The organism is Streptomyces sp. NPDC032822, assembly GCF_055578825.1.
Map to the genome: position 1 here is coordinate 254,616 of NZ_JBVIOL010000003.1, position 11,781 is coordinate 266,396.

At 70.9% G+C, this 11,781-nt stretch carries 10 protein-coding genes and 1 pseudogene; 6 read left to right on the forward strand and 5 right to left on the reverse strand.

Features of this window, described 5'->3' with window-relative positions; translation table 11 throughout:
- Nucleotides 1-204: 204 nt before the first annotated feature.
- Nucleotides 205-2,133: a glycoside hydrolase family 9 protein gene (locus ACZ5VD_RS10305; protein ID WP_468681869.1), complete on the forward strand. Its 1,929-nt coding sequence runs from the start codon at nucleotides 205-207 to the stop codon at nucleotides 2,131-2,133.
- A gap of 195 nt (nucleotides 2,134-2,328) precedes the next feature.
- The gene (locus tag ACZ5VD_RS10310) at nucleotides 2,329-3,036 is read left to right on the forward strand and encodes an AAA family ATPase (protein WP_468551879.1); all 708 of its coding nucleotides are present in this window, start codon (nucleotides 2,329-2,331) and stop codon (nucleotides 3,034-3,036) included.
- 66 nt (nucleotides 3,037-3,102) lie between these two features.
- On the opposite strand, the pseudogene ACZ5VD_RS10315 reads toward ACZ5VD_RS10310, so the two are convergent.
- Nucleotides 3,103-3,807, reverse strand: a pseudogene (locus tag ACZ5VD_RS10315) (FAD-dependent oxidoreductase); the annotation flags it as partial.
- Nucleotides 3,808-4,082: 275 nt separating this feature from the next.
- Nucleotides 4,083-4,583, reverse strand: coding sequence for a PaaI family thioesterase (locus tag ACZ5VD_RS10320; protein ID WP_468551878.1), 501 nt, complete (start codon nucleotides 4,581-4,583; stop codon nucleotides 4,083-4,085).
- A 92-nt stretch (nucleotides 4,584-4,675) separates the two neighbouring features.
- Between ACZ5VD_RS10320 and ACZ5VD_RS10325 the strand changes: the two genes are divergently transcribed.
- Nucleotides 4,676-5,143 (forward strand): winged helix-turn-helix transcriptional regulator, encoded by a 468-nt coding sequence (locus ACZ5VD_RS10325; protein ID WP_468681871.1) that lies wholly within the window; start codon nucleotides 4,676-4,678, stop codon nucleotides 5,141-5,143.
- A gap of 99 nt (nucleotides 5,144-5,242) precedes the next feature.
- Complete coding sequence (locus ACZ5VD_RS10330; protein ID WP_468551876.1) at nucleotides 5,243-5,815, forward strand: TetR/AcrR family transcriptional regulator; 573 nt, start codon at nucleotides 5,243-5,245, stop codon at nucleotides 5,813-5,815.
- Nucleotides 5,816-5,833: 18 nt separating this feature from the next.
- Here the strand turns inward: ACZ5VD_RS10330 and ACZ5VD_RS10335 are convergent, their stop codons facing one another.
- Entirely contained in the window at nucleotides 5,834-6,700 is an 867-nt protein-coding gene (locus tag ACZ5VD_RS10335) for an alpha/beta fold hydrolase (RefSeq protein ID WP_468681874.1), read from the reverse strand.
- A gap of 459 nt (nucleotides 6,701-7,159) precedes the next feature.
- On the opposite strand from ACZ5VD_RS10335, the gene ACZ5VD_RS10340 reads away from it, so the two are divergent.
- Nucleotides 7,160-7,795 carry a TetR/AcrR family transcriptional regulator gene (locus ACZ5VD_RS10340; RefSeq protein ID WP_468681876.1) on the forward strand — a complete coding sequence of 212 codons (636 nt, stop codon included), beginning with the start codon at nucleotides 7,160-7,162 and terminating at the stop codon, nucleotides 7,793-7,795.
- Nucleotides 7,796-7,899: 104 nt separating this feature from the next.
- Nucleotides 7,900-8,904: an NADP-dependent oxidoreductase gene (locus tag ACZ5VD_RS10345; protein ID WP_468551873.1), complete on the forward strand. Its 1,005-nt coding sequence runs from the start codon at nucleotides 7,900-7,902 to the stop codon at nucleotides 8,902-8,904.
- 316 nt (nucleotides 8,905-9,220) lie between these two features.
- Here ACZ5VD_RS10345 and ACZ5VD_RS10350 read toward each other — a convergent pair whose 3' ends face one another.
- Together ACZ5VD_RS10350 and ACZ5VD_RS10355 are read right to left on the reverse strand one after the other, a co-directional pair.
- Nucleotides 9,221-10,621, reverse strand: coding sequence for an NtaA/DmoA family FMN-dependent monooxygenase (locus ACZ5VD_RS10350; protein ID WP_468681877.1), 1,401 nt, complete (start codon nucleotides 10,619-10,621; stop codon nucleotides 9,221-9,223).
- Complete coding sequence (locus tag ACZ5VD_RS10355) at nucleotides 10,618-11,715, reverse strand: LLM class flavin-dependent oxidoreductase (protein WP_468551871.1); 1,098 nt, start codon at nucleotides 11,713-11,715, stop codon at nucleotides 10,618-10,620. The genes ACZ5VD_RS10350 and ACZ5VD_RS10355 overlap by 4 nt, the downstream gene beginning before the upstream one ends.
- Nucleotides 11,716-11,781 lie beyond the last annotated feature (66 nt).

Sequence of the window (11,781 nt, forward strand, 5' to 3'; positions counted from 1 at the left end):
CAGGGGCAGGCCGGGCTCCCGCGCGCTCGGCCGCCCGCGCCTGCTTCGGCTCTGCGGCCATACCCCCTCGGCGTCTCGAAGACGGTGGCGCACGGGGCCGTCCGAAGCCGGTCGCGTCAGCTGTCCGACGGGGCGGCGGGGCCCGGCGCCCGCACCGTCTAAGCTCCGGGCCATGCACATATTGGTCTTGGGCACCGTGAGCGCATGAACGCATCGCTCACCCCCCGGCTGCTGGTCGGCACCGCCGCGGGCCTCGGCACCCTGCTCCTCGCGGCGACCCTGCACGGCTCTCCCTCCGGCGACGACACCTCGGTCGAGCCGGCCGTCCGGGTCGACCAGGTCGGTTATGTGCGCGGCGAGGCGAAGCGGGCCTATGTCATGGGGTCGTCGGCGGCTCTTGCGGGAGCCCGCTTCAAGGTCGTCGACGCCAGGGACGAGGTGGTCGCGAGCGGGCGGCTCGGATCCTCCACCGGCCGCTGGAACGCCAAGTACCCCTCGGTGCGCACCGTCGACCTCTCCGCGCTGAACACCCCCGGCACCTATCGCATCGTCCTGACCGGCACCGCGGCGGGCCGCTCCCCCGCCTTCCGGATCGCCGACGCCGACGAGCTGATGACCCCGCTCGTCCGGGACAACGTCCGTTTCCTCCAGGCCCAGCGGGACGGAGCCGATGTCCTTCCCGGCGCCCTGCGGCACGGGCCCTCACATCTGGCCGATGAGAGCGCGGCCGTCTACGCCGAGCCGGACTACGACGAGGAGGGGACCGAGCTGCTCGACGAGCGGTTGACCCCGACCGGTGACCAGGTCGACGTCTCGGGTGGCTGGTTCGACGCGGGCGACTTCCTCAAGTTCACCGGCACGACCTCCTACTCGGTCGCCGAACTCCTGCTCGCCCAGCGCGACTTGCCGGGCATGACGGAGCTGTCGGCCGAGGCCTCGCACGGGCTGGCCTGGCTGGACAAGATGTGGGACGAGGACCGCGAGACCCTCTACGCACAGGTCGGCATCGGCGCGGGCAACGAGGACGTACGCACGGACCACGACGTGTGGCGGCTGCCGGAGGCCGACGACCGGCTCGACGTGTCCCCCGGTGACCCCGACTACACGATCAAGCACCGTCCCGTCTTCCGGGCCGCCGACCCGGGCGAGCAGATCAGCCCCAACCTGGCCGGGCGGGTCGCCGCGGTCTTCGCCCTCGCCGCACAGCGCGCGGCCGGCACGGACCCGGAGGAGGCCCAGGGCTGGCTGGAAAAGGGCGCCGCCGTCTACGACCTGGCCGACACCGACCCGGATCCCTCCCCCGACGAGCCGCTCGTCACCGCGTTCCCCGACACCTTCTATCCCGAGGACTCCTGGCAGGACGACATGGAGTTCGGCGGCGCCGAACTGGCCCTGGCCGCACGGGAACTCGGGGACGACCGGGAGAGCGACTGGGCGGATGCGGCGACCGGATGGGCCGGCGCCTATCTGGACTCCGACGTCAAAGGCACGCTCAACGTCGCCGACGTCAGCGCCCTGGCCCACGTCGACCTGGCCACCGTCCTGGACGGCGCCCGGACGAACGGTGTCGGGGCCGAGGAACTGTACGAGGACCTGCGCCGCCAGTTGGACGACGGCGCCGCCCGCGCCGGGCACGACCCGTTCGGGGCAGGTGCCGTCTACGACGACTTCGACGCCGTACCGCACACCTTCGGGTTGGTGGCCACCGCCCGCCTCTACGCGAGGGCCACCGGGGACACCACCCGCTACGCGGCCTTCGCCGGCCGGCAGCGAGGCTGGGCCCTCGGCGCCAACCCCTGGGGAAGCAGCTTCGTGATCGGCGCGGGTGAGGTCTTCCCGCACTGCCCGGAACACCAGGTGGCCAACCTCAGGGGCAGCCGCGACGGAAAGGGCGCCATCCTGCGGGGCGCTGTGGTGAACGGCCCCAACGAGGCTTCACAACTGGAGGAGTTGAACGGCTTTTCGACCATGAAGAAGTGCACGGCAGCCCCGCCGGAAGGAGCCTGGACCGACTTCGACGGCAAGGGCGCACGGTACGTGGACGACGTGGGCGCCTGGCAGACCGTGGAACCCGCGCTGGACTTCACGACGACGGCACTGCTGGCCTTCGCCCTGACGGCACAGGCCGACTGACCCGGGACGGAGTGCTCACCGCCGCCGCGGGCCGAGCGCGGGGGGTGTGTCCGACCGGGCCCCGACTCTCTCAGGAGTGGCGCTCCCGGGAGCCCGGCACCCACCCTGCGGAGTTCGCACCCCCATCGGCACAGCACACGCGCCACGGCGGCCGGCTCCCCGCCCGCTCCTCGTCCCTCGTGGGAAACTCGAAGCGTGATCGTCGAACGCGCGTACGCGCATATCGCCTCGCCCGACGAGGAGGAATGGCCCTGGTCCGTGCCCTGCGTGCGTGGGCTCTTGGCGGACGGTCTGCGCTTCACCGCACCGGTGACCTACCTGGTCGGCGAGAACGGCTCGGGCAAGTCGACCCTGGTCGAAGCCCTCGCCGAAGGCTTCGGCCTGGACTCCTGGGGCGGCTCGCACGACTGGCGTTATGCCAGTCACCGCCCCAAGTCGGTGCTGGGCGCGCGGATCCGCTTCGACTCGGCGCCGAGCGGGCGGGGCATGCTGGGCAGTTGGTCGGCCCGCAAGGGCTTCTTCCTGCGTGCGGAGACAGCGATGGACGCGCTCCAGCGGGAAGGGTTCAGACCGGAGTCGGTCAGTCACGGGGAGGGCTTCCTGGCGGCGTTCCGGGGCAAGTTCCTCCAACCCGGCCTGTATGTGATGGACGAGCCGGAGGCGGCGCTCTCGTTCACCTCCTGCCTGGAACTCCTCGGCCATATCGACCAGTTGGTGAAGCTCGGCGGCCAGGTCATCTGCGCCACGCACTCTCCGCTGCTGACCGCGCTCCCCGGTGCGGACATCGTCGAGGTCGGCGAACACGGTATGCGCCGGGTGCCCTGGAGTGAACTGGCCCTGGTCGACCACTGGCGCCGCTATCTCGCCGACCCGCAGTCCTACCTGCGGCACGTCCTGGAGTGAGGGCGAAGTCCCGCCGCCCCCAAGCCGGTGCCCGCCGGGTGTTCGCCGCCCCGGGCGTTCCCCTCGCTACATGTTGATCATGTGACCCGCGAGGCCGTGCAGGGCCTCCTTGACCGCCTCACCCAGGGTGGGGTGGGCGTGCACGTTGCGGGCGACCTCGTGGACGGTGAGGTCCCACTGCTGGGCCAGGGTCAGTTCGGGAAGCAGTTCGGTGACGTCGAGGCCGATGAGATGGGCCCCGAGGAGTTCCCCGTACCTGGCGTCGCTGATCAGCTTCACGAAGCCGGTCGCGTCGCCCAGGCCGTGGGCCTTGGCGTTCGCGGTGAACGGGAACTTGGCGACCTGGACGTCGAACCCCTTCTCCCTCGCCTGTGTCTCGGTGTAGCCGAAGCTGGCGATCTGCGGCTGGCAGTAGGTGGCGCGCGGGATCATCGCGTAGTCCAGCTCCATGGTCTCGGCGTCCGCGAGGGTCTCGGCGGCGATGACGCCCATCGCCTCGGCGGCGTGCGCGAGCATCAGCTTCGCGGTGACGTCGCCGATGGCGTAGATGTGCGGAACCGAGGTGCGGCAGCGGCCGTCCACGTCGATCGCGCCGCGCTCGGTGACCCTCACGCCTGTCTTCTCCAGGCCGTAGCCGGTGACGTTCGGGGCGAAGCCGATCGCCTGGAGGACCTTGTCGGCTTCCAGGACCTGCTGGGTGCCGTCCTTGCCGGTGACGGTGACCCGGACCTGCGGTCCGGACTCGTCGATCGACTCGACGCGGGTCGATGACGCAGCTCGTCCGGGACGAAGGGGGCGTCGGACACACCCTGCCCCCTGGACCAGCCCCGGTGGTCGAGAGCGGGCCAGCGCGGGTCGTCCAGAGAGATCATGGGCGGGAGTGTAAAGGCACGACGGAAGGGGGCTCCGACGCCCCCTTCCGTCAACTCAACTGCCCCCTGAGCCAGTTGGCGCGCGGTGCCGAAGGTCCACCGAGGAGGTCGCCGCGGCGGTCGACGACTTCCGGCGCGAGGGCGAGGGTCCGCTTCACCGGTCGCCGCCGAGGGTCACCCTTGCGGGGACGACACGGGGAAGAGCAGGCAGCTGCTGGTGGCGTGGGCGAGCAGACGGTCGTTCGCGTCGACCAACTGCGCTTGCGCGAGGGCGGTTTGACGACCTCGGCTGACAAGTGTGCCGATCGCGCGCACGGTGCCCGTGTCCACGGTGATCCGCCGCAGGAACTTCACCGTCAGGTCGAGCGAGGTGTACGCCATGCCTTGCGGGAGGGTGGACTGGACGGCGCAGCCCGCCGCCGAGTCGAGCAGGGTGGCGAAGATGCCGCCGTGCACGCTGCCGATCGGGTTGTAGTGCTCCTCCCCCGGTGTCAGGGCGAAGACCGCCCTGCCAGGCTCCACCTCTTCCAGGGTGAAGTCGATGGCGTGGTTGATGGGCGGCCCCGGCAGTCGCCCCGCCTGCAGCTCGCGCAGGAAGTCGATGCCGGACATACGTCCGGCGGTCTCCGCCAGGATCGCGGGATCTTCCCATTGATACGTACGTGTTCGTCCCACGACCGGGCACCTTCCCTCTGACTTTTTCAAATGAAGCTAGCCGTGAGGTCACCTGACTGTCAACGGCGAAGCCAGGCCTCTACGATGGCGGGATGGAGTGGCTTGAGGCGAGCACGGAGAACTGCCCCGTCCAGCGCACGCTCGACGTGGTCGGAGAGAAGTGGACGTTGCTGATCCTGCGTGACGCCGTCAACGGCGTCCGCCGCTTCGACGACTTCCACCGGCATATCGGCCTCTCGGAGGCCGTCCTCAGCGACCGTCTCCGGAAGCTGATCTCGGCCGGCGTCCTGAAGACCGTCCCGTACCGGGAACCGGGCAGCCGGGCCCGCAACGAGTACCGCCTGACCCGCAAGGGCTGGGACCTGTGGCCCGTCCTGATGGCGCTGAGCCAGTGGGGCGAGGCGTACGCCCTCGGCCCCGAGGGCCCGGTGCTGGACATCCGCCACACCGACTGCGACGCTCCGGTCCGCGTCGTCGTCGAGTGCTCCGCGGAGCACTCGACCCTCACCCCCGGGGAAGTCACCGCACGACTCGGACCTGGCGCCCGCCTTCGATCATGAGCCGTCCGGCCTCGCCCGCGCCCATGATATTACGCGCGTCAGGCCATGGATTAGGCTGGGCGCGAGGCAACGGTCCGACGGAACGAATGGAGGAAGCTCGTGGTGCGCTACGCCAAGGAGCACAAGCAGGTGACCCGGCAACGGATCATCGAGAAGGCCGGCCACCGGTTCAAGCAGGACGGCCTGGACGGCTCGGGCATCTCCACCCTGATGTCGGACGCGGGGCTCACCAACGGCGCCTTCTACGCCCACTTCGCCTCCAAGGACGACCTCGTCGCCCATGTCGTGGCCGACGAACTGCGCACACAGGTCACGAAGTACGACACCCTGCGGCCCGGCCGCGCGGGCCTTGAGGACCTCGTCCGCGAGTACCTGTCACCGCAGCACCGCGACAACCCCGGCCTCGGATGCCCCTCCGCCGCCCTGCTCGACGAGATCGGCCGCTGCGGGGACGAGACCAAGCAGGCCTACACCGACGGCACGCGGGACATCGTCGAGGAGATCGCCACCCGGCTGACCCCCGAGAATCCGGGGTCCGCCCGCGGTACGGCCATCGGCCTCTTCACCATGCTGGTCGGGACGCTGCAACTCTCCCGCGCCCTCTCCGACCGAAAGTTCGCCGACGAGGTCCTCGAGCGGGGAATCGAGAACGCCCTCACCCTCATGGGCTGAGGGGGCCGGCGCACGGGCCTACCGTTCGAGGAACTCGACGGCCGTCTCCACGAACGGCCCGTGGAACTGGAAGATGCCGCCGTGGCCGGCGTCGGGGTAGAGCACCAGCTCACCGTTGGGCAGCCGCCGCGCCAGGTCCGTCGAGTTCTGCGACGGAACCATCCTGTCGCTCTCCCCGTTCGCGACGAGCGCAGGCTGCCGGATGACGGAGAGATCGTGCGGCCGCTCCAGCCCCCAGCGGTGAATGGCCTTGAGCTGGTTGCTGTACGAGAGGGGGGAGATCGACTTGTCCCGGTCCTGGGTGCGCTCCTTCAGCCGGCCCAGGAACTCCTTCCCGGCCCGGCGTCCGCCCGCGGTGCGCGTGAAGAAGAGGAACTGCTTCGGGTCCTGAAGGGTGAACAATCCCCGGACGGTGTCGAGATGGGACAGCCGGGTCACGTTCTTGATGCCCTCGCCACCCGCGGGACCGGTACCCGTGAGGATCAGCCTGCGGACGAGGTCCGGGTCGGTCTGCGCGATCACCTGGGCGATCATGCCGCCCATCGAGAAGCCGTGGAGGTCCACGCGCGTCAGTCCGAGCGCCCGGATGAAGGTGACGGCGTCCTTCGCCATCGCCTGGATGGTGCGCGGCGTCGTACCGCTGGAGGCGCCGACACCTCTGTTGTCGAACGTGACGACATGGCGCCTGGCCGCGACGCCGTCGACGACCCGGGGGTCCCAGTTGTCGAGGACGGCGGCGAGATGGGTGAGAAAGACCACCGGAACGCCGGACCGGGGACCCAGCTCGCGATAGGCGAAGGTCACTCCCCCGGCGGTGACGGTGCGGGTCGGCGCGTTCTTGTACGACGTCACCACGTCGCCTCGTACATCCTGTGCGTCATTCACGGTCTTGCCTTTCGGTGCGGGGGTCCGCGAGCGCGTACCGGCCTTTCCCGACCAGGGAGCGCCATGGGGGGGCGAACCTTGGGCGGTCGACTCCGGCATCACATCGACCTTTACATTATGAACGTACTTTTAAGAGTCCGCAAGAGGGCCCTTCCCGCGAGATGCCCCTGATGTCGGAATCGCGAATCGACTCTCACGCCGGCCGCCCAGCTTGTCGAACTCACGGATCCACCCGCCGAGGGCCTGGGCGGGAACGATGTGGCGCAGTGCGCCGAGGCGCCCGACCGGCGAGGACCTCACCGTCGAGAGCGTCTCCGCGCCACCCATCCGGACCCCTCCCTCGCCGACAGGCGTGCGCCACACCCCGGAGACCCGCCCACACGCCACACCCGAGAACCCGTCGAAGCCCATTGAATTACGCTCACAATGTGATGGCGTCGACGAAGGAAGGAGCAGGGCGTGCGATACGGGAAAGAACACAAGCAGGCGACCAGGCAGCGGATCGTCGAGGCGGCCGGGCGCCGGTTCAAGCGGGACGGCATCGACGGCTCGGGCGTCTCGGCGCTCATGAAGGACGCGGGGCTCACCAACGGGGCGTTCTACACCCACTTCACATCGAAGGACGATCTCGTGGCGACCGCGGTCGCCGACGAACTCCGGGCACAGAACGCGAGCATCGTCGCGCAGGCGGCACCCGGCCGCGCCGGGCTCGAACAGATCGTGCGGTGGTATCTGTCCGCCCGGCACCGTGACAGCCCCGACGACGGTTGCCCCTCCGCTGCCCTGCTCGACGAGATACGACGGTGCCCGGACCCGGTCAAGCGGGCCTACACCGCCGGCGTACTGATGGTCATCGACGGCATCGCCGCCCGCCTGTCGCCCGAGGACCCGCCCTCGGTCCGCACCAGGGCGCTCAGCGCCTACGCCATGATGGCCGGCACGCTGCAGCTCGCCCGGGCCCTCGCCGACGAGCGCCTCTCCGACGACCTCCTCGACCAGGGCGTCCACAACACCCTCGCCCTGCTGGGTGTCGGGGACGGGCACGCGACCCCGAGGGCGACCGGTCCACTTGCGGGCCGCCGGGGCACCGAATAGCATTACGCTCATACTTTAATGAGGTCCGGGGTCCGGAGCACCGCCTCCCATGAGACCCCCAGGCTCACCATCCCGCATATCGACACGAACCACCGGAGACGACGATGAGGGCCTTCACGGTCGAGCGCTACGGCGACAAGGACGGCCTGCGCGCCGGCGAGGTGCCGGACCCCGAGGTGGGCGCGGACGACGTGCTGGTCCGGGTCAGGGCCGCGAGCATCAACCCGCTCGACCGCATGATCCGGGACGGGGAGATGAAGACGGTCCTGCCGTACAAGGTCCCGTTCGTGCTGGGCAACGACCTGGCCGGGGTGGTGGTCGACGTGGGTGCGGCCGTCACGCGGTTCTCGGTGGGCGACGAGGTGTTCGCGCGGCCCGCCAAGGACCGGATCGGCACGTTCGCCGAACTCATCGCGGTGCATCAGGACGACGTGGCGATCAAACCGGCCACGCTGACCATGGAGGAGGCCGCGTCCCTTCCCCTGGTCGCCCTGACCTCGTGGCAGGTGCTGGTCGAACGGGCGCACATCCGGCCGGGTCAGAAGGTCCTCGTCCACGCGGGTTCCGGCGGCCTGGGCACCATCGCCATCCAGCTGGCGAAGGAGTTGGGTGCGCACGTCGCGACCACCGCGAGCACGGCCAACGTCGACCTGGTGAAACGGCTGGGCGCGGACGTCGTCGTCGACTACAAGAAGCAGGCGTTCGAGACGGTGCTGCACGACTACGACCTCGTCCTGGACTCCCTCGGCGGCGAGACGCTCAAGAAGTCCCTGGACGTGCTCAGGCCCGGCGGGAAGGTCATCAGTGTCGCGGGCCCGCCCGACGCCGCCTTCGGCAGGGAGCTGGGAGCGAACCCGGTGATCCGGCTGGCGATGTCCGCGCTGAGCTTCCGGATCCGGCGAGCCGCCCGGCGCCGTGACGTGACGTACTCGTTCCTGTTCATGAAGGCCAGCGGCGATCAGCTGCGCGAGCTCACCCCGCTCATCGAGACCGGCAGGATCCGTCCCGTCGTCGACACCGTGTTCCCGTTCGCGTCGACGCGGGAAGCGCTGGAGTACGTCGAAGCGGGGCGCGCGAAGGCCGGCAAGGTCGTCGTCAGGATGACGTGAGGCGACAGTCCCCGTCCGGCACGGCGCCGCACTCCCGCCACAGAAGGACCCGGGCATGAGCACGGCACGGAATACACCCTCCTCGACGTCGTCGTAGGAGAACGCGCCGACCCGCACCGTGTCCGTCGGCGGCGATGCCTTCGCCCACCGGGACCTCGGTCCCGAGGACGGCGTACCGCTGATCCTCCTGGCGGGCGTCCTGGACAACGGGGACCCGCGCGTCGTCGACGGACTCGCCGCCCGGCGTCGTGGGCCTCCCGCGCGAGCCGCACCGTGTCGTCGATCCGGTGCTGCAGAGAGAGTGCCGCTCCGATGGTCATACGGCCTGCCGCCGTTCGGTCGTGGCACGGTGGGTGAGGGGTTCTCGAAGGGCCAGGTGTTCGCGCAGCGTGGTGCCCGTGTACTCGGTGCGGTAGACGCCGCGTTCCTGGAGGGCGGGGACGAGCAGGTCGACGATGTCGTCGAGGCCGTCGGGGATCAGGTACGGCGTGACGTTGAAGCCGTCGACGGCGCCGTGCCGGACGAAGTGGGCGAACTTGTCGGCCAGACCGGCCGGAGTTCCGACGTGACCGCGCTGGGGACCGAGGGCGATGACGGTTTCCCGCAGCGACCAGCGGTGCGCCTCCGCCTTCTCCCGCCACTCGGCGACCACCTCGCGGGGATCGGCGATCCGCCGGGCGCCGAAGGAGCCGTCGTTCTCCGCGACGACCGGGTCCTCCTTGGGCAGCGGCCCGTCGGCGTCGCGATCGGAGAGGTCCAGGCCCCACAGGAGTCCGGCGATGCCCAACGCGGTTGCCGGGGTGACCTGTTCGAGGCGGATCCAGCGCTTCTTCTCCAGGGCCTCCTGCTCCGTGGCCCCGATGATGATCTCCGTGCCCGGCAGGATACGCAGGTCGTCGTCGGGTCGGCCGACGGCGCGCAGTCGGCGCCGGAGGTCGTCGGCGAAGGCGAGTGCGTCGTCGAAGTCGTTGCCGTGCGCGGAGAAGATGACGTCGGCGTTGCGGGCGGCGAAGTCGCGCCCCTCGCCGGAGTCCCCGGCCTGGAAGATCACCGGGTGTCCCTGGGCGCTGCGCGGCAGGGTGGGCGCGAGATCGACGTCGAACTGCGGTCCCTGGTGGCGGACTTGGCGTACGGCGCCGGGCGCCGACCAGGCCGGGGCGCCCGGGGATCCGGAGACGGCCCCGTCCTGCCAGCCGTCCCAGAGCGCACGGGCCACGGTGAGGAACTCCTCGGCGCGCCGGTAGCGGTCGGCGTGGTCGAGGTAGCCGCCGCGGCGGAAGTTGGCGCCGGTCCAGGCGTTGTCGGTGGTCACCACGTTCCAGCCGGCCCGGCCCGCGGAGAGCAGGTCGAGTCCGGAGAGGCGGCGGGCGAGGTCGGCGGGCTCGTTGAAGGTGGTGTTGGAGGTGGAGACCAGGCCGATCCGGTCGGTGACGGCGGCCAGGGCGGCGAGTTGGGTGATGGCGTCCGGCCGTCCGGCGATGTCGAGGTCGTGGATGCGGCCGTCGACCTCGCGCAGCCGCAGCCCCTCCCCCAGGAAGAACGCGTCGAACAGGCCCCGCTCGGCGCTCTGGGCGACCCGCCGGTAGCTGGCGGGGTCGATCTGGGAGCCGCTGGACTGGTCGGACCAGATGGTCCAGTGGTTGACACCCTGGAAGAAGACACCGAGGTGAAGCCGGGCATCGGGCCGGGGGACGTCGAGGGGGTCGGTGCGGGTCATCGGGTCTCCTCGAAGGCGCGGGCTGCGTACCGGTTGGCGGGGCGCTCCAGGCCCAGGTGGGTGCGCAGGGACGCGCCGGGCAGCGGGCGGACGGCGTGGCGCTGCTCGAAGAGGTGGGGCAGGACGAGCCGGGACAGGACGGGCAGGTCCTCGTCGAGGACGAGCGGATGCAGGCGTACGCCGTCCACGATGCCCCTCAACTGCGCGAGAAGTGCGGCGAGTTGCGCGGCGGAGCCGATGTGGCGCAGCCGTCCGCGGTCGGTCCAGGGCGCGTGTCGTTCGAGGTCGGCGACGCGCTCGTCGGCCGTGGCGTCCGGGGTGTCGAGGGCGACCTCGACCTCGGCGAAGGTGCGCGGGGTCCGGGCGGCGGCCGCGGCTGTGGTGAGCGCGGGGAGGTCGCGGCCCGCGACGAGGGCGACGTCGAGGTGCCCGGCGGGCACGCGATCGGGCCGGCCGAGCACGACGAGCCGGCCCTGTGGCGGGCGCGGCACGATCGCCGGGCCCTTCACGGCGTAGGTGTCACCGGTGAAGTCGATGTAGTGGAGCCGGTCGCGGTCGAGGTAGCGGCTGGTGGCGACGGACCGGATGACGGCGTCGTCCTCCCAGGAGTCCCACAGGGCACGGACCACCTCGACGCCGTCGCGGGACTCGCGGGCGCGGGCGTCGGCACCGTCGACGAGCGGACGTCCCCAGACGCGGGCCGCCTCGGGACGGGCCTCCTCGCTCACCACCCAGCCCGCGCGCCCGATCGAGATGTGGTCCAGGGACGCCAACTGGCTGGAGACGTGGAAGGGTTCGGCGTAGGTCAGCGGGACGACCGGCGCGATCCCGATGACGCTCGTGGAGGCCGCGAGGAACGCGGCTCGCTCGACCGCGCCGATGCGGCCGACGGCGTCGGGCGTGGCGCCGGGCGGGGTCGCGCCGTCCTCCAGGGTGAGCAGGGTGAACCCGGCGTTCTCCGCGGCGGCGGCGACGCGGGCCGTCCGGCGCGGGGTCAGCAGCTGGTCGGGCGGGTGGGCGGCGCGGCGCCAGGCCGCGGGGTGGGTGCCGTCGCCGTCGAGTTCGACGGCGAGCCGCAGGGCGGGGCCGGACATGGGGTTCCTTCCGAGGGCACGAGGAGACCTCCGGCCCGACGGGCCGGCAGGGGTCGGATCCGTGCG